The organism is Agrobacterium sp. ICMP 6402 (assembly GCF_009498615.1).
Lineage (GTDB): Bacteria > Pseudomonadota > Alphaproteobacteria > Rhizobiales > Rhizobiaceae > Agrobacterium > Agrobacterium burrii.
In genome coordinates, this window is record NZ_QSNV01000003.1 from 49258 (window position 1) to 71100 (window position 21843).

Sequence of the window (21843 nt, forward strand, 5' to 3'; positions counted from 1 at the left end):
TTTGTCTGCCGGGCCGCCCGTCCCTATCTCTCAGGCAAGCAAACAGAGGTATCGTTTATGGAACTCGGTCTTTACACATTCGCGGATGTCAATCCCAACCCGGCCGATGGCCGCGGGCCGGAAGGCGCGCGCCGTCTGAAGGATCTTCTTGAGGAAATCGAGCTTGCCGATCAGGTCGGGCTTGATGTTTTCGGGCTGGGCGAGCACCACCGCCCGGATTATGTCGCTTCCTCACCCTCCACCGTGCTTGCGGCTGCGGCGGTGAAGACGAAGAACATCCGTCTCACCAGCGCCGTCTCGGTGTTGAGTTCGGATGATCCGGTGCGGGTTTTCCAGCAATTTTCGACCGTCGATCTTCTCTCGAACGGTCGCGCCGAAATCATGGCCGGGCGTGGTTCTTTTATCGAATCCTACCCGCTGTTCGGTTACGACCTCGAAGATTACGACGTGTTGTTTTCCGAAAAGCTTGATCTGCTTCTGGCGCTGCGCGAGCAGGAAATCGTCACCTGGTCCGGCACCAAACATCCGGCCATCAATGGGCGCGGCGTTTATCCGCGTCCGTTGCAGGAACGTCTGCCCGTGTGGATCGCCGTGGGCGGCACGCCGCAATCGGTGGCGCGGGCAGGCGCCATGGGCTTGCCGGTAGCGCTCGCCATCATCGGCGGCGAATATCGCCGTTTCGCACCGTTGTTCGACCTCTACCATGAGGCAGCACGCCGGGCGGGACAGGAGAAGACGAAGCTGCGCACCAGCATCAATGTGCACGGCTTCATTGCCGACACCACCGACAAGGCGGCGGACCAGTTTTACGGGCCGCAGGCGGAGGTGATGAACCGCATCGGCCGCGAGCGCGGCTGGGGGCCGACGAACCGCGCCCATTTCGATGCAGCGCGCGGGCCGGAGGGCAATCTCTTCCTTGGCGAACCGGAACTGGTGGCGGAAAAGATCATCAAGGCACATGGCGTGTTCAAGAATGATCGCTTCCTGCTGCAGATGGCCATCGGGTTGATGCCGCATGATCAGATCATGCGCGGCATCGAGCTTTATGGTACGAAAGTCGCCCCTGTTGTCAGAAAAGAATTGACGGGGAGTGCCGATCCGGTGAAAGCCACGGCCTGATGATTACCAAGGCGGGCGTTTTCAGACCCGCCAAATAGAACGACGGACAGAGACATGGTCATTTCCACCGAAGAAGAACTTGATCTGCTGAAGGATATCGGCCGTTTGTGCGCCGTTGCCATGCAGACCATGGCGGACGCGCTGGAACCCGGCATCACCACGGCCGAACTGGATGCGATCGGCCGCAAGGTGCTGGAGGACAATGGTGCGCAATCCGCGCCGGAGTTCTGCTACAAGTTTCCCGGCGCGACCTGCATCAGCGTCAACGAGGAAGTGGCCCACGGTATTCCGGGGCCACGCATCATCAAGGCGGGTGATCTCGTCAATATCGATGTCTCAGCGGTGAAGAACGGCTTTTTCGGCGATACGGGTTCGTCTTTTGCCGTGCCGCCGGTGAAGAAGGATATCGAACGGCTGTGCCGTGATGGCAAACGCGCCATGTGGACAGGCCTGCAGCAGGTGAAAACCGGGCGGCCCTTCGCCGATATCGGCAATGCCATCGGCGCTTTCGCGAAAAAGAACCGCTATACGCTGATCACCAATCTGGCGAGCCACGGCATCGGCCGCTCCCTGCATGAGGAGCCGAAGGAACTGGCGACCTGGCCGGACAAGGACGAGCGCCGCATCATGCAGGAAGGCATGGTGTTTACCGTCGAGCCGTTTCTTTCGACAGGGGCCTATTGGGCCGAAGATGGTGATGACGATCCGTGGACGCTCTACAGCGATCCGAGCGCGCCGACTGTGCAGTATGAGCATACCGTAGTGGCGACGAAGAACGGGCCGCTGGTGCTGACGCTGGTTGAATGACAGCTAAACCTCCTCTCCGTCATCCTCGCTTTTAAGGGGAGTGCGTGCCGCTTGTTTCTTCTCCCCGCCGGGGAGAAGTCCGCGGCAGCGGGTTGAGGGGGCAAGCTCTCCGAAAATCCGGCAACGTTGCCCCCTCATCCGAACCCTTCGGGCCACCTTCTCCCTCTCGGGGAGAAGAAATACGCGGCACACTCGGAACGCATCGCTGCTCGCCGCGTGACCGATAAATCCGGCTTATGACGCCGATCAAAATAACTCGCTTGTCGCTTATCCGCCCGATTGCGATAAGCCATGCATGACCACCGACAAGCCACTTTCCGCCAGACATCTGACTGCACTCGGTTTCGCCGGGGCTCTCATGATGGCGTCCGCCATGGGTTTCGGCCGCTTTTCCTTCACCCCCATCCTGCCTGGCATGATGGCGGATGTGCCGCTTTCGGCGGGGGATGCGGGCATTGTCGCGGCGGGGAATTTTGCCGGTTATCTGGCGGGTGCGGTGCTTTCGGCCTATTCCTGGGGTTCTGGACGGGAGCGGCTGGTCGCGCTTGGTGGTCTGTTTTCCACGGCTGCGCTGCTGCTTGCCATGGCCGCGTTCAATTCCGTCGCGGCCTTCACCATCATCCGCTTTCTCGCCGGTGTCGCCAGCGCGCTGACCATGATCTTCACGTCGCAGATCGTCATCGGCCACGCCATGAAGGCCGGTAAGGATCATATTCAGGCGCTGCATTATGGCGGGGTTGGCGCGGGTATCGCGATCTCCTCGCTTGCGGTCTATCTGATCGGTGTTGTTTTTGATGGCGGCGGCGCCTCCTGGCGGGAGGAGTGGATCGCCGGCGCCGTCTTTTCCTTCCTGACATTTCTGCTTGTCTGGCGGGTGCTGCCCGCAGGCCCGCCGCGGCATGCGTCCTCGGTGGCCGAGCCGCCACTCCAATGGACGCGGCCGCTGTTTCTGACAACGCTCGCCTATGGGCTGTTCGGTTTCGGTTATGTCATCACCGCCACCTTCATCGTGGCGATTGCCCGCATGGCGGCGGCCGGCGCTTTCGTGGAATTTCTGGCGTGGTTCATCACCGGCTGCGCCGCCGCCGTTTCGCTGTTCCTGTGGAAACCGCTGCTGAAGGCGAAGGGGCTGAAACGGGCCTTCGTGATCGTTCTTGCCGTCGAAGCCGTCGGCGTCTTCGCCTCCGTGATGCTGCCACCGGTGCCTGGCGTTCTGGCGGGCGGTCTGCTTCTGGGGCTGACCTTCATGGTCATCACCGCCTATGGCCTGCAGCTCGGCCGGGAATTTGCCGGGCCAAGCCCGCGCCGCGCCTTCGCGCTGATGACGGCGGCCTTCGGAATGGGGCAGATCGTCGGGCCGCTGGCCGCCGGGTGGATCGCCGAGGTGACGGGAAGTTTTACCGCGCCCAGCATTCTCGCCTCCGCCGTGCTGGTCGTCAGTATCGTGCTGATGCTGCCGGTTCTTGCCGCCGAGCGGCTGCGTTGAGCCTGCACGGGTTCTCCGGCACCAATCCAGACCTTTTGCGAGGCTTTTCGCCGGGATCGATCCGCCGTTCGCGCCTTACATCTTGTTAAGGTCCGCGCTTCGCCGTTGCTGTGCACAAATTTCTGCCCTAGGTTCGGGCCATCTAGTGCTTCGCCAATAATGGCTGATTTCAAACGCGCGTGAGTTCTAAACGTGTTTCATTCTTTCTTTCCCAAGCCCAAATTGTTCTTCATCTCCGCGATTGTCTGGGCCTTCGTCGCCATTCTTGCCTGGTACTTCATCGTTGATAGCGTAGGCAGGTCTTGGGGCTATGTGATGCCCGAGCAGGAACCCTACGATCTCAGCTATTTTCTGGTTCCCGCAAATCTGTTCTTTTACTGCTATCTCGCATCGTGCCTGGCGTTATTCGGCGTTGTCTGGACCGTCATCGCCAAGGATCACCCCTGGAAGCTCTGGTCCATATGGGGATCGCTGCTGATTATCGCGGTGACCTATTTCGGCGTTCAGATTTCCGTCGTCATCAATAATTTCCGGCGGCCTTTCGGCGATCTTCTGCAAAATGCCCTTTCCAAACAACCGGGTATCGAAGTCTGGGATTTCTACAGCCTCCAGATCGTCTTCGCCAAGATCGCCTTTCTCAGCATGGCGGTTTCGATCCTGACGGATTTCTTCACCAGCCATTACATCTTCCGCTGGCGAACCGCGATGAACGACTTCTACATGTCCAAGTGGGAAAAGCTGCGCCATATCGAAGGTGCTTCCCAGCGTGTTCAGGAAGATACGATGCGGTTCTCCTCCACGCTGGAGGCATTGGGCATCACCCTGATCAACTCGGTGATGACGCTCGTCGTTTTCCTGCCGATCCTGTTTGCGCTGTCGTCCTATGTCTCTGAATTGCCGATCATCGGCGAAGTGCCGCATGCGCTGTTCTGGCTGGCGATCGTCTGGTCCATATTCGGTACGGTGCTGCTGGCGACGGTCGGCATCAAGCTGCCCGGCTTGAACTTCCGCAACCAGCGTGTGGAAGCCGCCTATCGTAAGGAACTGGTCTATGGCGAGGATCACGCCGACCGCGCCCAGCCGCCGACAGTCAAGGAGCTCTATTCCAATGTGCGGAAGAACTATTTCCGCATGTACTGGCACTATCTCTATTTCAACGTGGCGCGGTATTTCTACATCCAGGCCGATGCGGTGTTCCTGCTCCTGATGCTTGTTCCCACCATCGTCGCCGGCAAGATCACCTATGGTATCTACCAGCAGATCGCCACGGCCTTCGGTCAGGTCAGCAATTCGTTTCAGTATCTGGTCAATTCCTGGACGACGATCATCGAACTGCTTTCCATCCATAAACGTCTCGTGGCCTTCGAAGCCGCGATCGACGACAAACCCCTGCCTGACATCGACGAGCGTTATCTTCAGCGGGAAGCGGAAGCAGGTGAGCTGGCGGCCAACAAGCCCTGACGAAAACAAAAAAGGCGGCCAACCGGCCGCCTTTTTTGCGCGAGCTGACAATTTCAGCCCTCGGTCTTCTGCTTCTTGCGGGCCTCGATCATCGGCATCGCCTCAGCATAACTCACGCAGGCGACATCGTCTTTCCGGCAGACTTCGCGCAGCAGGCGCTCATAGGCGTTCCAATAGGCGCCGCCATTCATCTTCACGAAGTGAAAGCCCATCTGTAGCGGAATGCGCTCGCCATTATATTGCCTGTCGAAAGCGTTGCGGAAGGCCGTGTAGGCGCGTTCCTCGAATTCCTTCGAACGATCCGGTGTCTCGACGCCGATGGAATGGCGGATGAAGAGATTGTAGTCCATGGCGATGATGGGCCGGTTGCCAGGTCCTTCCGGTATGAGCGGCAGGCCGAAATGTTGAATACCGTCACGCTCCACCGGCCATTCCGGTCCCTTGGTAACGCTGGTGGCGTCATAAACGAAGCCGTGCTTCTTCTGCGCGGCGGTCAAAGCCGGTCCCTGCGACAGATAAGGGGCGCGGAAACCGTTGATGTTCTTCACCATGTCGCGCCAGCCTTCGGGTTCTTCGCCCTTCTTGCCGATCATTTGCCAGGCGTTTTCCAGCATGCTGGTGAAGGTGGTGAATTCGCCGTCCCATTGTTCCGCTGTCCACTGCCCGCCATCGAAATGGCCGCAGGTGTGGTTGCCGATCTCGTTACCTTCGCGATAGGCGGCCCAGATGTTTCTGAGCCTTGCCTCCACCTCTTCCGGCGACTGGCCGAAACCGACATTCGAGCGACCGGCCTTCTGGCCGGGTCCCTGATAGGTCTTGGCGCTGGTCTTGCGATCCAGCACCAGTGTGCAGGCGAGAAAATAGGTGAAATGGGCGCCGACTTCCTTCGCTGTCGCCCGGCTTCTTTCCCATAGCGTATTGTCGCCTGCGCCATCAAAAGACACGATGACGAGCTGCTTCGGCTTTTCCGTATTTTCGGCAAAAGCGGGCAGGGCGGTGAGAAGCGACAGGGAAAAAGCGGCAAATTCGCGAAACATCAGTCATCCGTCATATGAAACATCGTGGCCTTTTGCGGGTGGAATAAGGCGAAGCTTTGAATAGTCTGGCTTTTAAACGTCTTTAAGCCTAATTCCTGTTCTGCCTCGCGGTTATTTTGGCCGCGTTCCGATCCACCGGGGACTGTGTTTCATGCTTTTTCTCGTACTCTGTCTTGCCTTGTTTTTCCTGACGCATCTTTTAAGAGTTTTTGCGCCGCAATTTCGCGCGCGGCTGATCGCGAAAATGGGTGAAGGTCCTTTCAAGGGCGTCTATTCCCTCGCCAGCCTCATCACGCTCGGTCTCGTCATCTATGCCTTCGGGGAAGCCCGGCAGGAGACGGGCATGTTGTGGTATCCGCCGGTCTGGACGAGCCATCTTGCCGTGACCCTGATGCTGCCGGCGATGATCTGTCTTATCGCCAGCCTCATACCGGCTGGCCACATTGCGACGAAGACGAAACATCCGCTCATCCTCGCCGTCAAGATCTGGGCGCTCGCCCATCTTCTGGCGAATGGCGAAACCTCTTCGATCCTGCTCTTTGCCTCGTTCCTCGCCTGGGGTGTGGTGATGCGGATTTCGCTGAAGCGTCGCGAGAGAGCGGGCGAAAAAGTGGTTCGTTCGTTCGTCTCGGGCCGCTACGATCTGGTGGCCATTGTCGGCGGCATCGTTCTCTGGGGGGCTTTCATCCTGAAACTGCACGAATGGTTGATCGGCGTTCAGCCCATCGCGATGTAGGAAATCGACGTTTCCCCCTTACATATCAGGTAAAATAGGCTAGAAGGCCGACCATGACCCGGTCGGCCATGCTTATGCCTGTCCGGGTAAGCGGCTTGGTATGTCCGCAGACGGATGGATCGGTAACGATCTCCGCGCGGGTAACGGAGAATTTGATGGCAAACGAAAATGATACCTTTATCCGCGAAGTGAACGAGCAGATCCGCTCCGAGCAGCTGTCGCGCTTCTGGGGCCGGTACGGTATCGTGGTCGTCGGCGCCGCCATTCTCGTGGTTGTCGGTGCCGCTGGCGCCGGTATCTACGAATACTGGAACACCAGCCGCGCTTCCAATTCCGGCGACCAGTTTCTGGCGGCCTTGACGCTTGCTTCCGAAAACAAGACGGATGAAGCGCTGAAGGCGTTTGCCGATCTCGAAACCTCCGGCCACGGCAATTATCCGGTTCTGGCGAAGTTCCGCTCAGCCACGCTGCTGTCGCAGAAGGGTGATGCGGCCGGCGCCATCGCCGCTTTCACCGCCATCGGCAACGATACTTCGGCACCGCAGGTGTTTCGTGACACGGCCAAGGTGCGCGCTGCATGGCTTTTGGTCGATAACGGCACCTATGATCAGGTGGTTGCGCTGGCCGAGCCTTTGAGCGCCGAAGGCCAGACCATGCGCGCCTCCGCCCGTGAGGCGCTGGGTCTTGCCGCCTATAAGGCCGGCGATTTCGCCAAGGCCAAACAATGGTTCGAGCAGATCATCAGCGACACGCAGGCGCCGCGCAATGTGACGAACCGCGCGCAGATCATGCTCGACAATATCACCGCTTCGGGCAAAGCTGCTTAAAGCCGCTTCTCCGAGCCAGATCGTCCCGGCATATCTTCGCATTGCCAAAGCGATCCAACTCTTTATTTTACGCATGTCTTTTGCCCAAAACAGGTAACGTTTTGGGCAGACTTGCTCTAAGGAACAGACAACAATGAGCTTCACCGTCGCCATAGTCGGGCGCCCCAATGTCGGCAAGTCCACCCTTTTCAACCGTCTGGTCGGAAAGAAGCTGGCGCTGGTGGACGACACGCCGGGTGTGACCCGTGACCGCCGTCCCGGCGATGCGAAGCTCATCGACCTGCGCTTCACCATCATCGATACCGCTGGTCTGGAGCAATCCGGGCCGGAAACGCTTCAGGGCCGGATGTGGGCGCAGACCGAAGCGGCGATCGACGAGGCCGATGTGACGCTGTTCGTCATCGACGCCAAGGCTGGCCTGACGCCCGCCGACGAGACGCTGGGCGAGATGCTGCGCCGTCGCGGCAAGCCGGTGGTGCTGGTGGCCAACAAGTCCGAAGCGCGCGGTTCCGATGCCGGCTTCTATGACGCCTTCACCCTCGGTCTTGGCGAGCCTTGCCCTGTCTCGGCCGAACATGGCCAGGGTATGATCGACCTGCGCGACGCCATTGTCGAGGCGATTGGCGAAGACGTCGCTTTCCCGCCTGAAGTGGACGAGGCGGAGACCGACATCGTGCTTCCGCGCACTGAGCCGGGCAGCGAGGAAGAAGAAGACGAAGAGCCCGTCTATGACGAGACCAAGCCGCTGCGCGTCGCCATCATCGGCCGACCGAATGCGGGCAAGTCGACGCTCATCAACCGGTTCCTCGGCGAAGACCGCCTGCTGACCGGCCCGGAAGCCGGCATTACCCGCGACAGCATTTCCGTTGAATGGGACTGGCGCGGCCGCACCATCAAGATGTTCGATACGGCCGGCATGCGCCGCAAGGCCAAGGTGACGGAGAAGCTGGAAAAGCTTTCGGTCGCGGATTCGCTGCGCTCCATCCGTTTTGCCGAAACGGTGGTGATCGTGTTCGACAGCACCATCCCGTTCGAAAAGCAGGATCTGCAGCTGGTCGATCTCGTCATCCGCGAAGGCCGCGCCGCCGTGCTCGCTTTCAACAAGTGGGATCTGGTTGAAGACCCGCAGGCCTATCTTGCCGATCTGCGTGAGAAGACCGAGCGGCTTCTGCCGCAGGCGCGTGGCATTCGCGCCGTGCCGATGTCCGGCCAGACGGGTTATGGTCTCGACCGGCTGATGCAGAGCATCATCGATACGGACAAGGTCTGGAACCGCCGTATCTCGACCGCCAAGCTGAACCGCTGGCTGGATGGACAGACCACGCAGCATCCGCCGCCGGCCGTTTCCGGCCGTCGCCTGAAGCTGAAATATATGACGCAGGTAAAAGCCCGCCCGCCGGCTTTCATGATTTCCTGCACTCGCCCGGAAGCTATTCCGGAGAGCTATACGCGTTACCTGGTGAACGGCCTGCGCAAGGATTTCGACATGCCGGGCGTGCCGATCCGCGTGCATTATCGCGGGTCCGATAATCCGTTTGAGAGTAAGGCGAAGAAGCGGCGTTGATTTTGACGTGAGGCGTCGCGGCGTATTTCTTCTCCCCGCCGGGGAGAAGGTGGCCCGAAGGGTCGGATGAGGGGGCAACCTCTCCCATATCGACGGCCTCGCCCCTCATCCCGCTGCCGCGACCTTCTCCCCCTCGGGGAGAAGAAACAAGCGGCGGACGCTCGTCCAACGTCCTGCCTTAGAAGAGTGAAAAGCCATGTTGATCAAGCAGACCGACTATCACCGGATTTACCGGGTCATCAACAGCCTGCTTCTCAGCCAGAACGCCGATCCCGCTTCGGCTTCCATGTATTTCAGCACATTCGGTGCGTTCATTCTCCAGCAGCACTACAAGGTGAAAGCTGTGCCGAAGGGCGGGCTTGCCGCCTATAATCTCGGAGGCAAGGTTCTGCTGTTCGCGGATCATCGCGAGGATGGTTACGTGACGGGCGCGGGCGACAATTTCCATTGCTGGGTCGAGGCGGATGGATGGGCGATCGATTTCATGACGCCGGCTTTTTCGGATAGTGCGCGGGGCCTGTCAGTGCCGCCGAAGATGTTTCAGCGCCCGCTGTCGGCGATGGCGGCGTCCATCAACGATCTCGGGCAATCCGGCGATTTCTTCTACCGTTCAGAACCTGAAGCGACGGCAAAACGCTTTGCCGACTGGCACCGCCACGCGATGCTCGGCGATATGGCAAGCGTCGCCGCCAACTGGTTCCGCAAGTCGCCGAAACAGATGTCGGCATCATTGTCGGTGACGGATCGGGATGGCAAGGCACGGACTGTGCCGCTTTCCGGGCAAATGCTTTCCGGAGCATGGTGAAGGCGGGTTTTGCCGCACGGCGCTGATCCCTAAAGGTTTCGGCAGCGAAAGGTCTTTTGATTTATAAGGGCAACCCTGTTACGCAGATTAAACTGCATCAGGGACGGGATTGATGTGCTCCTATGGCCGATGACACCATTTCAATCAGCTTCATGCCCGACCCGAAACATGTGCCTTATTATGTCTACGGCTATCAAAATCAGGCCTATGAAAATTACAGTATGATTTGTGACAAGTCCTGGAAGCGCCATTTTGCCTCGGCAAGAGCGCATCTATCCTCGTTTGCGGGACTGGCTGCCGCTGCCATCTATTCCATAAGTCTGCCGTGGTTTCCCGGCGTCTGGCCGGTGGTCGGTTATTGGGTGTTTGCACCCGCACCGTTTGTGGCCCTCGCCATATGGTTCATTGTCTCGCGGGGCTCGAGAAGGGAGATGAAATCCTATTACGAGGTCCTGGCACATTGGAATATTGCCAATGATCGGATGTATTCGCCTCACACACAGGTGGAGATAGGACCCGAGGGTTACAAGCAGGTCACAAGACTGGATACCGTGCAGCTGAGCTGGGCGCGCTACCATCTCGCACTCACGCCGCAGGATAGTCTGGTGCTGGTTTTTCACGGGACGGTGGCTGTCATCCCCAACAGCGCCCTGCCGATGGCGCCAATGGAGATTATCGAGAAGATCAATCAATGGTCCGCAGCCCAGCAAAAAGAGCTGCTTGCTTTATCCTGAAGCGGCATCTCAAGGGGGCTGGCGGCGTATCATCGGGAAATAGGACGGCCAGCGTAATCTCGCGGCAACCGCCTGACGTCAATCAGCAGCCCGACCCCGTTCTAAAGATAACGGCGGTCGCGTCCTGATTGCCTTGTGACATTCCCGTCATGTTTCGTCCACTGTCCCCGCGCAAAAAAAACCGGGGATGTGCCTGCCTTCAGGCAAGCTGTGAACGCGACAGGAGCGGCAGGGATTTTCCCGCCGCGTGGATGACATTGTCGAGGAATTGCCGCGAGGCCTTTTCCCAGCTGTAGCTTCTGGAAAGTGCCAGCGCCTCCTGCGGCGAACAATGAAGCGCCGCCAGACAGGCATTGCGAAGATTGTCGTCCAGTGCCCCCGCACCGGGATTGCCACCGAGAATATCAATCGGCCCGGTAACGGGGAAGGCGGCCACGGGCACGCCGCTTGCCAGCGCTTCCAGAATGGTGTTGCCGAAAGTGTCGGTCTTGGAAGGGAAAACAAAGACATCGGCCTGCGCATAGGCGTCGGCAAGCTCTTCGCCGGTCTTGACGCCGGTAAACAGCACGCCGGGATATTTTTCCTGCAATTCGTGGCGGGCCGGGCCGTCGCCGATGACGACCTTCGATCCGGGCAGGTCGAGGTCGAGGAATTCCGGCAGGTTCTTTTCCACCGCCACACGACCGACGGTCATGAAGATCGGTCTCGGCAGATCGAAAGGCAGCGTCGTTTTCGGGCGCGGGTGGAACAGTTCGGCATCGATGCCGCGGCTCCAGCGCTTCAGGTTCTTGACGCCGCGCGCTTCCAGCTCGGTCTCAAGGCTTGGGGTCGCCACCATGCAGGTGTTACCGCCATTGTGGAACCAGCGCACGAACGCATAAAGCCAGCTTTCCGGGATTGGAAAACGCGCCGCGACATATTCGGGGAAGCGGGTGTGATAGCTGGTGGAAAAACGCATGTGGTTTTTCACGCACCAGCGCCGTGCCATGAAACCCAGCGGACCTTCGGTGGCGATGTGTACGAAGGAGGGCTGGCTTTTTTCGATCTCCGCCGCCACACGGCGATAACCGGCAACCGAGAGGCGGATTTCCGGATAGGTGGGGCAGGGGATGCTGTAGAAACTCTGCGGCGTGACCATGTTCACATCCACACCAAGCCGCGCCAGCTCGGTATTGGTGTTTTCGATCGAGCGAACCACGCCGTTGACCTGCGGGTGCCAGGCATCTGTGACAATCGTGATTCTCGTCATGAAACACTGATCCTGCTCATCTGCGCGCAGGCGATTCCCCATTGCCCGGCTTCCGCCCGTATATGCGGCGTGCGTGTTACAGGATCATGTCAGGCCGTATGACGGTCAATATCGTCCCTGTTCAGGGCAACCTCCCCGCCTATCCGACCAGCGGCAGAAGCTCGGGGCTGATCAGCGCGCCGTGATGGCCGATGACGGTTGCCGCTGCCCTTGCGGCGAAAGTGGCGGCTTCTTCGGGTGAACTGCCGGTCACGTAACGGGCGAGGAACGCGCCGTTGAAACTATCGCCCGCGCTTGTCGTGTCCACCACGTCCACGGCTTCCACCGCTGGCGCGTGGCTGCGGTTGCCGCCGAAATCGAGCGTGGCACCCTTTACTCCGTCTTTCACGACGATGTTTTCGACGCCCAGCGAACGATAACGGTCGATGGTTGCTTCCACGGAGACATCGCCGAAATGGCTGGTTTCGTCATCGAAACTCGGCATGACGAGCGTTGCGGCGCGTGCGCCATTGGTGATCGTTTCCAGCATCGTGTCCTTGTCCGCCCAGAGACGCGGGCGGATGTTTGGATCGAAGACCACGGGCTTGCCGGCCGCTTTCGCGCGGCGAAGTTCCGCCAGAAACGTATCGACATCATGCGCGGAGGCGAGAATGGCGAGGGTGATGCCGGAGAAATAGATGACGTCGGCGCTTTCCACCGTCTGGCGCAGGTGGTCCGCATCGGCCGCCAGCTGTCTTGCGGCGGCGGCGTTGCGCCAGTAGCTGAAGGTGCGCTCGCCGTCTTTCAGGTTGATGAGGTAAAGGCCGGGCGTGCCGCCCTTGATGCGACGGATTTTTTCCGTGCCGATGCCGGCTTCCGCGATGAAGGCGAGCATATCTTCCGAAAGCGGATCATCGCCGAGTGCGGTGAAATAATCGACGGACCAGTCTTCCGGCAGGCAGGCGCGCGCATACCAGGCGGTATTGAACGTATCCCCGGCGAAACCCTTGCGCAGCAGCCCGTTGCCGGCCTGCGACAGTTCCACCATGCATTCGCCAATCGACAGAAACCGTCCACCCACGCCGTCATCCTCCCGTTTTATCCAGCCATGCGGCTTACGACGGGCGAACGCCGCTGACAAGTGCGGTTCTGGTCGATTGTGCGTGTGCGAAGTTCCGGTTTACGTGGCCGCGACAGCTTTATATTCTCCCGGCCAGACACCATCAGGAGATCGCCGATGACGCTACCCCATGCCCCGGTCCACAAACCTCAAGCGCAATCGGACTGGTGGAAGGGAGCGGTGATCTATCAGGTCTATCCGCGCTCGTTTCAGGACACGACCGGCGACGGATATGGCGATCTTGCCGGGGTTACGAAACGTCTGCCCTATATCGCGTCGCTGGGCGTCGACGCCATCTGGCTTTCGCCGTTTTTCACCTCGCCCATGGCCGATATGGGCTACGATGTTTCCGATTATTGCAATGTCGATCCGATGTTCGGCACGCTTGCCGATTTCGATGTTCTGATGGCCGAGGCGCACCGGCTGGGGCTGAAGGTCATTATCGATCAGGTCATTTCACATACGTCCGACAAACATCCCTGGTTCGTGGACAGCCGTGCCAGCCGCATCAACAGCAAGGCCGACTGGTACGTCTGGGCCAATCCCAAGCCGGATGGCACCGCGCCCACCAACTGGCTTTCCGTGTTCGGCGGGCCGGCATGGGAATGGGACGGCGTGCGCAAGCAATATTACATGCACAGCTTCCTCGCCTCGCAGCCGGATCTCAATTTCCACAATGCCGAGGTTCAGGATGCGCTCCTGGAAACCGTGCGGTTCTGGCTCGATCGCGGCGTGGATGGTTTCCGGCTCGATACCGTCAATCACTATTTCCACGACAAGCTGTTGCGCGACAACCCGCCGCTTTTCGATGACGAAAGTTTTGGTCTCGATGCCTCCGACGTCAATCCCTACGGTATGCAGGACCATCTCCACGACAAGACGCGGCCGGAAAACGTTGCCTTCCTCAAGCGCTTCCGTGCGCTTCTCAACGAATATGAGGGACGTGCCACCGTTGGCGAAGTAGGGGACGGGGCGCGTTCACTGAAGACGGTGGCATCCTATACATCCGGTAATGACAAGCTCAACATGTGCTACACGTTCGACCTGCTGGGGCCGGATTTCAGCGCGAAACATCTGCGCGGCTCGGTGGAAACCTTCGGAAAGGTGGTCACGGATGGCTGGGTGTGCTGGGCCTTTTCCAACCATGATGTGGTGCGCCATCTCACCCGCTTTTCCGAAAGCGTGGAGGAGCAGACACGGGTGGCGAAGCTCGCCATCTGCGTTCTGGCCAGCCTGCGCGGCTCGATATGTCTTTATCAGGGCGAGGAACTGGGGTTGACCGAGGCGGAACTCGCCTTCGAGGATCTGCGCGACCCCTATGGCATTCGTTTCTGGCCCGCCTTCAAGGGCCGCGACGGATGCCGCACGCCGATGGTGTGGGAGACCGGTAAGCCGAATGCCGGTTTTTCAAGCGCTGAAAAGCCCTGGTTGCCGGTGCCCTATGTCCATGCCATGCAGGCGGTGGACGCGCAGGAGCGCAAGCCGGACTCGGTGCTGAACCACTATCGCGCAGTTTTGTCTTTCCGCAAAAGCCATGGCGCATTGCGCGACGGGGACATACGCTTCATCAAAACCAATCTCGACGTGCTGGCCTTCACCCGCCACAAGGGCGATGAAAAGCTGCTGTTCGTTTTCAACCTGACCCGGGAGCCGGTGGAATTTCCGCTGCCCAAGACCATGCGCGTCACGGATATCCTGCCGATGCCGGATTTTGCGCCGCTGTTCGATGCGGGGATAGTGAAGCTTGAGGGGCTGGATGTGTTTTGTGGGATCGTTGCATGAGTGGTCAATTCGTTATTGGAAACGCTGCCGACTATCGGGATGACTGGTGCCTGCTGCGGCACCGCCTGTGGCCGGATACCTCGCCCGCCGAACATATGGCGGAATTGCAGGGCGTCTCCGAAACCGGTGCTGGATTGATTGTCCATGATCCCGCCGGAGTGGCTATCGGTTTTGCCGAGGTCAGTCTGCGGCGGGACTACGTCAACGGCTGCGATACCTCGCCTGTGGCGTTTCTCGAGGGAATTTATGTCGAGGAGGCGTTTCGCGGCCAAGGCATCGCCGCAGCGCTGGTGGCCGAGGTGACCCGCTGGGCGGTTGGCCAGGGCGTCAGCGAGCTTGCCTCCGATGCCGATATTGCAAACGTCGATTCACATCGCATGCATACGGCGCTGGGGTTTGAGGAAACGGAGCGGGTGGTTTATTTCCGCAAACTGCTGACCTCCGCTTCATAACCTCGATACTTCCCTGGGTGGGTCTCGATGAGATGCCGGTTTTTTTCTAAAATTAAATAGTGTTATTTATAATATAAATTTAGTCTAAAATAATAATTTTTTTATTATGAAAATGATTGTTATTTATAATTACGCCAAAAAAACAATTTAAGGATTTTAATTGTATTAATATTTTATATTTCAAGCCTTGGGCAAGTTTTGATTATTAATCATTGAGGCGCTACAGATTTTTCGGCCGCTAATCATTAAGTGAAGCAGGGATTTTCATGTCCGTTTCAATCAAAAACTGGAATCAGGCCACCGCCAGTAATTCCACGTCCGCACGCGCCAAAGGTCAGGCGGCTGCTCCCTCCATCAGAAATATTTTCCCTTCCGGACAATCATCGGTCCGCGCATCATCGACAACGGATCAAACGCCAAAAGCCTCTTCAGCCGACTATCTCGCATCGGCCGCCTTCATGCGGAGCCTGAAGGTCAAGCTTTCGACAGCAGGCGACGATCCGATGCAGTACCTGCGTGCCCGGTCGATGATGGGTGCTCTTGAGAGTGGGCGTTTGCAGGTTTCGGACCCCACGCAGGGCAAATCGATCAATGCCTGGGATCCGAACCAGAAAAACGCCAAGCCGACGACTGCCACTTATATCGCCAAGACCAACTGGGTCGATTTCCTGAACACCGAGCTGAAACGCGGCGAAGATGGAGCGCTTTCCAAGGGCGGAAGCGGTAGCTATGTCGACAAGGCAAGCGGAAAAAACGCCTATTTTGGCAGGGTCGCGGGCAAATATTATTACGTTACCTGGCCTGCAGAAACCAAAGCTTAAGGCCGCTCCCGTCGCCTCAGAAACACGAATTGGATGTTTTGCGCTGCTTCCGGCCGATAAACGCCATCATCAGATCAACGCAAACCGGTCGACATCCACCATGCCCATATCCGAAATCTTCAGATGCGGAATGACGGGCAGGGGCAGGAAGGCTACCTGCAGGAAGGGTTCTTCCAGCGTGGTGCCTAGCGCATAGGCTGCCTTTCTTAAGGTATGCAGCGTATCGCGCACCGTCTCATAGGGTTCGAGGCTCATCAGCCCGGCAACGGGGAGCGGGATTTCGCCGGTCACCTTGCCGTCTTCGACCACCACGAAACCGCCCTTGATTTCACCAAGGCGATTGGCGGCGAGCGCCATGTCGTCCTCACTGACGCCGACGACGCAGATATTGTGGCTGTCATGGCCGACGGTGGAGGCGATGGCGCCTTTCTTCAGGCCGAAGCCCTGCACGAAACCGTTGGCGTGGTTGCCGTTCTTGCCATGGCGTTCGATGACGGCGACCTTGATGATATCGTTCTCGAGATCGACCGTCGTCTGGTTACCGTCCGTCGGTAGTTTATAGCGGCGATGTTCGGTAATGATCTTGCCGGGAAGCACGCCCATGACAGGGCTTTCGCCTTCGGTGACGGGCACGCCAAAATGGGAAGCGAGCACCGGCCTTGCCTTGACGCTGTCGAGACCGACAGGGGAGACCGGCTTGCGGGTGGCAAACAGGGCATCATCGACGATCCGTCCGCCGGAAAGCACCATGCTGGCCTTGCAGTTCTGCAGACTATCGATGACCACGAGATCGGCGCGCCAGCCGGGTGCGATGAGGCCGCGGTCGCGCAGGCCGAAGGCTTTCGCGGCGGAAATCGAGGCGGCGCGATAGATGGCGAGCGGTTCAACGCCGCTGGCGATGGCGGTGCGAATCATATAGTCGAGATGGCCCTGTTCGGCGATATCGAGCGGATTGCGATCATCCGTGCACAGCGCCAGATAGGGCGACAGTCGTTCGGTGATGATCGGCATCAGGGCATGCAGGTCTTTTGACACAGAGCCTTCGCGTACGAGAATATGCATGCCCTTGCGGATTTTTTCCAATGCTTCCGGTGCACTCGTGCATTCATGTTCGGTGCGGATGCCGGCTGCGAGATAACCGTTCAGTGCCGTTCCGGAGAGAAGCGGCGCGTGGCCGTCGATATGCTGGCCCTGAAAGGCCTCCAGTTTTGCCATGCATACCGGGTCCTTGTGGATGACGCCCGGAAAATTCATGAATTCGGCAAGCCCGATGACCTTCGGGTGATTGCGGAACGGCAAAAGCTTCTCGATCGGCAGATCGGCGCCCGAGGTTTCCAGATGGGTTGCGGGCACGCAGGAGGAGAGCTGCACGCGGACGTCCATGATGGTTTCCATGGCGCTGTCGAGGAAGAATTGAAGTCCTTCCACTCCCAGAACATTGGCAATCTCATGCGGGTCGCAAATGGCCGTTGTGACGCCATAGGGCAAAACGCAGCGGTCGAACTCATGCGGGGTGACGAGCGATGATTCGATATGAAGATGCGTATCGATGAAACCCGGAACGACAATCTTGCCGGTAATATCGATTTCCCGGCGGCCGCGATAGTTCTCGCAGGTACCGATGATGGTATCGCCGCAGACGGCAATATCCGAAGCAACAAGTTCCCCGGTCACGAGGTCGAAGAAGCGTCCGCCTTTAAGAACCATATCTGCCGGTTCACGGCCCGTACCCTGATCGATGCGCGTTTCAAGTTTCGAATTCATGCTGTTCTTCTTCGGTTCCTGGTTTACGTCGTATGCGAGAATTATCAATATTTACATTCTCAGGTTGTTTCTTGCTGTATTCAGATTGATTCTTCGTTTTTTAAATATATCCTGAGTAAATAATTTTCATATTCGTGCTATCTTATGTTCTGTGTTGCAGAGTTAAATAGTTCGGCGGGCTTATATTTATCCGTCTGAAGGCTGGTTTTACGTTAGTTTTTATCAATAGCGGGTCACGTTATCATTCCCGGGAAGGAAAATAAAAGCGTCTGATGCTTAAGCGAATTTCCACCCGGCAACTAACTGTTGGCATGTTTATCGAGGCGGTCGAGGGAACGCTGTCGAACCGGCAGATTATGCAACGACATCGGTTTCTCCTGCGGCATGAGGATGTGGTGCGCCAGCTGAAATCGAGCGGCGCGGAAAGCATCGTCATCAATACGGCGCGGGGAAATGATATCGAAGGCAGGTCGGGGGCCGGCGTACCTGCCCTCGTACAACCGGGCAGTTGCTCTGAAATCACGGTAGCCGTCAGCCATGCCGTTCGTTCGGCAGCTGATGCGGTTGCGGAGACCTTTGCGGTCGCAGAAGCCGGCGGTGGTGTTTCGCTGAAAGGCATGGCGGCGGCAACGGGCAAGATTTCCGAAGCGGTGCAGTCAAACCCGGCGATCTTCATCGGCGTTACCCGCCTGAAATCGAAAGACGAAACAACTTTCGTGCATTCGGTATCCGTCAGCGGTTTGATGATGCATTTCGGCTGCTATCTCGGGCTGGATAAGGCAACGGTTGATCTGCTCGGCATCAGCGGCCTGCTGCATGATATCGGCAAGGTGGAAATTCCCTCGTCGATCCTCAACAAGGCGGATGGGCTGAACTCCAGTGAGCGGGAGATCATCAATCTCCATCCCGCCTTCGGACGCGATATCCTGTCGCGCAACGCGCAGATGCCGGAGATGGTTCTCGATGTCTGCTTCAACCACCACGAGCGGATGGATGGCGGCGGTTATCCGAGCGGCCGCTCAGGTGCCGAGATCAGCCTTTACGCCCGCATTGCGGCGATCTGCGACGTCTATGATGCCGTCACCTCGGTCAGGCCCTACAAGAAGCCCTGGACGGCGAATGAAGCACTGACATGGATGCTGCGCCGGGAAGGCCATTTCGACATGCAGCTGCTGAAGAAGTTCGCGCTGTGCATCTCCGCCTCGCTGCCGAGGGCTTAGTTGCCGAAGATGATCGCCATGTTCAGGCTGTCAATGTAACGTCCGTCGATCAGAACAGCGTCGCGGCTACGGCCCTCATGCGCGAATCCGATTTTTTCGTAAAGCGCAATCGCCCTTTGATTATCGGCGTGCACGCTGAGTTCGACGCGGTGCAAGCCGAGTTTGCTAGCCGCGTCGAGCGTTTGCCGCATCAGTCGCGTGCCCAATCCCTTATCGCGATAGGCGGGCAAGATACCCATGCCAAGTGAACCGCGATGGGCGTGGGTCGGTCTGATCTCCCGGCGAATATCGCACCATCCGACAACCGAGCCATCCGCGATCGCCACGAATTGCGGATGGCCGTTATCGATCATGCCGAGAACGAAGGTACGAATCGCCTCAAGCGGTGGCGCCTCCACAAATGTCAGATATTTCCGCTCCCGCGACACCGTATCGAGAGCATGGTGAAAGCTTTCAACATGCTCCGCACGGATCGGCTCGATGGCAATCGCGTCGGTGAAAACCATTACGCCGCTTTCGTCTTTGCCTTGCGGGTCAGATGCACCACCACGTTTTCGATCATCCGCATGCCGGCGTCCTGGCCGAGCGTCATGATCGATTCCGGGTGGAACTGCACGGCGGCCACCGGTTCCTTGGCGTGTTCGATACCCATGATCGTGCCGTCCTCGCTTTCCGCGGTGATGATGAAATCACGCGGCAGGGTGGCGGGGTCGGCGAAGATCGAATGGTAACGGCCAACGGTCACTTCCTTGCCGAGGCCGGAGAAGACGAGGCCGGGCTCCAGTACGCGGATGCGCGAAGGTTTGCCGTGCATCGGCACCGCAAGCTGGCGCAACTCTCCGCCATAGGCTTGCGCCAGGGCCTGAAGACCGAGGCAGACGCCGAAGATCGGCAGATCACGGGCGCGGGCGGCCTTGATCGTCGCCTTGCAGTCGAAATCCGTCGGGCTGCCGGGGCCGGGCGACAGAACGACCAGATCGGGCTGGAAGCGATCGAACACGTCCGCGGCGACCGGCGATCTGACGGTGGAGACCGTTGCACCCGTCTGGCGGAAATAATTCGCCAGCGTGTGCACGAAGCTGTCCTCGTGGTCGACGAGCAGGATTTTGACGCCGGTGCCCACCTTGGCGGCATCGCGTTTGGTGGCGGCAGAGTTGGTGCCCTTGGCATCACGAATGGCTGATATCATGGCGGAAGCCTTCAGTTCGGTTTCTGCTTCTTCTTCCTGCGGATTGGAATCGTTAAGCAGCGTCGCACCGGCGCGAACCTCGGCAATGCCATCCTTGATGCGGATGGTGCGCAGCGTCAGCCCGGTGTTCATGTCGCCATTAAAGCCGACCATGCCGATCGCGCCGCCATACCAGGCGCGCGGGCTCTTTTCATGACCTTCGATGAAACGCATGGCCCATAGTTTTGGTGCGCCGGTGACGGTGACGGCCCAGGCGTGGCTAAGGAAGCCGTCAAAGGCATCCATGTCGTCGCGCAGGCGGCCTTCGATGTGGTCAACCGTGTGGATGAGGCGCGAATACATCTCGATCTGGCGGCGGCCGATGACCTTCACCGAGCCCGGCTCGCAGACGCGGCTTTTGTCGTTGCGGTCCACATCCGAACACATGGTGAGTTCGGACTCATCCTTCTTCGAGTTGAGCAGCTTGAGGATCTGCTCGCTATCGGCAATCGGGTCGTCGCCGCGCTTGATGGTGCCTGAGATAGGGCAGGTCTCGATGCGGCGGCCGGAGACGCGCACGAACATTTCCGGCGAGGCACCGACCAGATATTCCTGATGGCCGAGATTGATGAAGAAGGAATAGGGCGAAGGGTTGATCGCCTTCAGGCGGCGCGAAATCGCCGACGGATTGCTTTCGCAACGCTCCATGAATTTCTGGCCGGGAACGACCTCGAACAGATCGCCGCGACGGAAGCTCTCCTTGGCCTTCACCACCAGCTCGGAATATTCGCCGGGGCGGTGATCGCCCTTGGGCGGGATCGTATCGGTGGTCTTGAAGGGATCGGGTGTGATGTCGGAGGACTTGCCGTCCGTCGTCACGCCGGCCTTTTCGAAATCGTAACGGTCGATCCAGGCCTTGGCGGAATAGTGGTCAACGACGAGGATTTCGTCGGGCAGGTAGAGCACCATGTCGCGCTGGTCTTCCGGGCGCGAAAGCGACAGCTTGATCGCGTCGAACTGGAAAGCGAGATCGTAACCGAAGGCGCCGAACAGGCCGATGGCAGAATCCGCATTCGAATAAAAGAGATCGACGATAGCTCTGAGCGCGGTGAAGACGGTCGGAATTTTCGAGCGTTCTTCTTCGGTGAAGACGCGGTCCGGTTCGTTGACTGTCAGGTCGAGGCGGCGGGTGGAGGATGCACCGAGGGTAAGATCGGGCGTCGCTTTCAGCTTTTCAGTGATGAAGGAAAGCAGCACTTCGCCGCGTCCGTTATAGGCCTCGATCCACATCTTGCGGCCAAAACAGGAAATGCCGAGCGGTGGGTCGATAATGGCCGTATCCCAGCGGGTATAACGGCCCGGATATTCATAGTTGGACGAAAAAACCGCGCCGCGATGGGAATCGAGCTTTTCGATATAATTATCGATGGCGCTGGCATACTCGGCGGGCCGACGCTTGCGGCTGACTTTTATGTCGCCTTTCGTCTCGTAGGTTTCCGCTCCGTCATCCTGAATGATCGTTACCATTTCTCTCATACTTCCCGTTGTTCAGGCCCGATGACAGGCGGCATAATAACAAAAAAGCCGCCTGAAAATTCGGGCGGCTTGGACTTTGTCTGAAGACATGACTGGTCAAGGCCGCGTAAAGCTGCTCCACCACCAGTTAGCAATGTTCATAGACACGATGTTCATGGCAAAATTGTTAGCCTGCG

General features: G+C 58.5%; 19 protein-coding genes. 13 read left to right on the plus strand and 6 right to left on the minus strand.

The window, feature by feature from the left end; translation table 11 throughout:
* Positions 1 to 57 precede the first annotated feature (57 nt).
* The 4 genes from DXT96_RS11420 (at position 58) to sbmA (ending at position 4873) form a co-directional block, all read left to right on the plus strand.
* The gene (locus DXT96_RS11420; RefSeq protein ID WP_153514914.1) at positions 58 to 1119 is read left to right on the plus strand and encodes an LLM class flavin-dependent oxidoreductase; all 1062 of its coding nucleotides are present in this window, start codon (positions 58 to 60) and stop codon (positions 1117 to 1119) included.
* A 54-nt stretch (positions 1120 to 1173) separates the two neighbouring features.
* The gene (gene map, locus DXT96_RS11425; RefSeq protein ID WP_153514915.1) at positions 1174 to 1926 is read left to right on the plus strand and encodes a type I methionyl aminopeptidase; all 753 of its coding nucleotides are present in this window, start codon (positions 1174 to 1176) and stop codon (positions 1924 to 1926) included.
* Between the two features lie 295 nt (positions 1927 to 2221).
* The gene (locus DXT96_RS11430) at positions 2222 to 3412 is read left to right on the plus strand and encodes an MFS transporter (RefSeq protein ID WP_153514916.1); all 1191 of its coding nucleotides are present in this window, start codon (positions 2222 to 2224) and stop codon (positions 3410 to 3412) included.
* A 192-nt stretch (positions 3413 to 3604) separates the two neighbouring features.
* On the plus strand, positions 3605 to 4873 hold the full coding sequence (gene sbmA / locus DXT96_RS11435) for a peptide antibiotic transporter SbmA (protein WP_371418843.1): 1269 nt from the start codon (positions 3605 to 3607) through the stop codon (positions 4871 to 4873).
* A 53-nt stretch (positions 4874 to 4926) separates the two neighbouring features.
* Here sbmA and DXT96_RS11440 read toward each other — a convergent pair whose 3' ends face one another.
* Positions 4927 to 5910 carry a polysaccharide deacetylase family protein gene (locus DXT96_RS11440; RefSeq protein WP_153514917.1) on the minus strand — a complete coding sequence of 328 codons (984 nt, stop codon included), beginning with the start codon at positions 5908 to 5910 and terminating at the stop codon, positions 4927 to 4929.
* Positions 5911 to 6061: 151 nt separating this feature from the next.
* Here DXT96_RS11440 and DXT96_RS11445 point away from each other — a divergent pair, with 151 nt between their 5' ends.
* From DXT96_RS11445 to DXT96_RS11465, 5 genes are all read left to right on the plus strand, one after another.
* Positions 6062 to 6646, plus strand: coding sequence for an NnrU family protein (locus DXT96_RS11445; RefSeq protein ID WP_153514918.1), 585 nt, complete (start codon positions 6062 to 6064; stop codon positions 6644 to 6646).
* Between the two features lie 155 nt (positions 6647 to 6801).
* Positions 6802 to 7473 carry a tetratricopeptide repeat protein gene (locus DXT96_RS11450; RefSeq protein ID WP_153514919.1) on the plus strand — a complete coding sequence of 224 codons (672 nt, stop codon included), beginning with the start codon at positions 6802 to 6804 and terminating at the stop codon, positions 7471 to 7473.
* A 133-nt stretch (positions 7474 to 7606) separates the two neighbouring features.
* Entirely contained in the window at positions 7607 to 9037 is a 1431-nt protein-coding gene (gene der / locus DXT96_RS11455) for a ribosome biogenesis GTPase Der (protein WP_149899984.1), read from the plus strand.
* A gap of 196 nt (positions 9038 to 9233) precedes the next feature.
* Complete coding sequence (locus DXT96_RS11460; protein ID WP_149899985.1) at positions 9234 to 9842, plus strand: DUF2026 family protein; 609 nt, start codon at positions 9234 to 9236, stop codon at positions 9840 to 9842.
* Positions 9843 to 9964: 122 nt separating this feature from the next.
* Positions 9965 to 10576 (plus strand): hypothetical protein, encoded by a 612-nt coding sequence (locus tag DXT96_RS11465; RefSeq protein ID WP_194287624.1) that lies wholly within the window; start codon positions 9965 to 9967, stop codon positions 10574 to 10576.
* Between the two features lie 199 nt (positions 10577 to 10775).
* On the opposite strand, the gene DXT96_RS11470 is transcribed toward DXT96_RS11465, so the two are convergent.
* Both DXT96_RS11470 and DXT96_RS11475 read right to left on the minus strand, forming a co-directional pair.
* Positions 10776 to 11825 carry a bifunctional monoglucosyl/glucuronosyl diacylglycerol synthase gene (locus DXT96_RS11470; protein ID WP_149899986.1) on the minus strand — a complete coding sequence of 350 codons (1050 nt, stop codon included), beginning with the start codon at positions 11823 to 11825 and terminating at the stop codon, positions 10776 to 10778.
* A 139-nt stretch (positions 11826 to 11964) separates the two neighbouring features.
* A complete protein-coding gene (locus DXT96_RS11475; RefSeq protein ID WP_371418844.1) occupies positions 11965 to 12885 on the minus strand; it encodes a sugar kinase in 921 nt (306 codons plus the stop codon).
* Between the two features lie 156 nt (positions 12886 to 13041).
* On the opposite strand from DXT96_RS11475, the gene DXT96_RS11480 reads away from it, so the two are divergent.
* From DXT96_RS11480 to DXT96_RS11490, 3 genes are all read left to right on the plus strand, one after another.
* Positions 13042 to 14706: an alpha-glucosidase family protein gene (locus DXT96_RS11480; protein ID WP_153514920.1), complete on the plus strand. Its 1665-nt coding sequence runs from the start codon at positions 13042 to 13044 to the stop codon at positions 14704 to 14706.
* On the plus strand, positions 14703 to 15158 hold the full coding sequence (gene aac(6'), locus DXT96_RS11485; protein ID WP_153514921.1) for an aminoglycoside 6'-N-acetyltransferase: 456 nt from the start codon (positions 14703 to 14705) through the stop codon (positions 15156 to 15158). The genes DXT96_RS11480 and aac(6') overlap by 4 nt, the downstream gene beginning before the upstream one ends.
* A 266-nt stretch (positions 15159 to 15424) precedes the next feature.
* Entirely contained in the window at positions 15425 to 15979 is a 555-nt protein-coding gene (locus DXT96_RS11490) for a hypothetical protein (protein WP_153514922.1), read from the plus strand.
* 69 nt (positions 15980 to 16048) lie between these two features.
* On the opposite strand, the gene ade is transcribed toward DXT96_RS11490, so the two are convergent.
* Complete coding sequence (gene ade / locus DXT96_RS11495; RefSeq protein WP_153514924.1) at positions 16049 to 17743, minus strand: adenine deaminase; 1695 nt, start codon at positions 17741 to 17743, stop codon at positions 16049 to 16051.
* A gap of 272 nt (positions 17744 to 18015) precedes the next feature.
* Between ade and DXT96_RS11500 the strand changes: the two genes are divergently transcribed.
* On the plus strand, positions 18016 to 18963 hold the full coding sequence (locus tag DXT96_RS11500; RefSeq protein WP_153514925.1) for an HD-GYP domain-containing protein: 948 nt from the start codon (positions 18016 to 18018) through the stop codon (positions 18961 to 18963).
* On the opposite strand, the gene DXT96_RS11505 is transcribed toward DXT96_RS11500, so the two are convergent.
* Both DXT96_RS11505 and DXT96_RS11510 read right to left on the minus strand, forming a co-directional pair.
* Positions 18960 to 19469: a GNAT family N-acetyltransferase gene (locus tag DXT96_RS11505; protein WP_153514927.1), complete on the minus strand. Its 510-nt coding sequence runs from the start codon at positions 19467 to 19469 to the stop codon at positions 18960 to 18962. The genes DXT96_RS11500 and DXT96_RS11505 overlap by 4 nt on opposite strands.
* On the minus strand, positions 19469 to 21658 hold the full coding sequence (locus tag DXT96_RS11510) for an anthranilate synthase (RefSeq protein WP_153514928.1): 2190 nt from the start codon (positions 21656 to 21658) through the stop codon (positions 19469 to 19471). Before DXT96_RS11510 ends, DXT96_RS11505 begins: the two co-directional genes overlap by 1 nt.
* Positions 21659 to 21843: the final 185 nt, after the last annotated feature.

Bases quoted from the DNA above. Each gene is read 5' to 3' on its own strand.
- DXT96_RS11420 (WP_153514914.1), top strand. From the start codon at position 58: ATGGAACTCGGTCTTTACACATTCGCGGATGTCAATCCCAACCCGGCC.
- map (WP_153514915.1), top strand. From the start codon at position 1,174: ATGGTCATTTCCACCGAAGAAGAACTTGATCTGCTGAAGGATATCGGC.
- DXT96_RS11430 (WP_153514916.1), top strand. From the start codon at position 2,222: ATGACCACCGACAAGCCACTTTCCGCCAGACATCTGACTGCACTCGGT.
- DXT96_RS11440 (WP_153514917.1), bottom strand. From the start codon at position 5,910: ATGTTTCGCGAATTTGCCGCTTTTTCCCTGTCGCTTCTCACCGCCCTG.
- DXT96_RS11445 (WP_153514918.1), top strand. From the start codon at position 6,062: ATGCTTTTTCTCGTACTCTGTCTTGCCTTGTTTTTCCTGACGCATCTT.
- DXT96_RS11450 (WP_153514919.1), top strand. From the start codon at position 6,802: ATGGCAAACGAAAATGATACCTTTATCCGCGAAGTGAACGAGCAGATC.
- der (WP_149899984.1), top strand. From the start codon at position 7,607: ATGAGCTTCACCGTCGCCATAGTCGGGCGCCCCAATGTCGGCAAGTCC.
- DXT96_RS11460 (WP_149899985.1), top strand. From the start codon at position 9,234: ATGTTGATCAAGCAGACCGACTATCACCGGATTTACCGGGTCATCAAC.
- DXT96_RS11465 (WP_194287624.1), top strand. From the start codon at position 9,965: ATGGCCGATGACACCATTTCAATCAGCTTCATGCCCGACCCGAAACAT.
- DXT96_RS11470 (WP_149899986.1), bottom strand. From the start codon at position 11,825: ATGACGAGAATCACGATTGTCACAGATGCCTGGCACCCGCAGGTCAAC.
- DXT96_RS11480 (WP_153514920.1), top strand. From the start codon at position 13,042: ATGACGCTACCCCATGCCCCGGTCCACAAACCTCAAGCGCAATCGGAC.
- DXT96_RS11490 (WP_153514922.1), top strand. From the start codon at position 15,425: ATGTCCGTTTCAATCAAAAACTGGAATCAGGCCACCGCCAGTAATTCC.
- ade (WP_153514924.1), bottom strand. From the start codon at position 17,743: ATGAATTCGAAACTTGAAACGCGCATCGATCAGGGTACGGGCCGTGAA.
- DXT96_RS11500 (WP_153514925.1), top strand. From the start codon at position 18,016: ATGCTTAAGCGAATTTCCACCCGGCAACTAACTGTTGGCATGTTTATC.
- DXT96_RS11505 (WP_153514927.1), bottom strand. From the start codon at position 19,469: ATGGTTTTCACCGACGCGATTGCCATCGAGCCGATCCGTGCGGAGCAT.
- DXT96_RS11510 (WP_153514928.1), bottom strand. From the start codon at position 21,658: ATGGTAACGATCATTCAGGATGACGGAGCGGAAACCTACGAGACGAAA.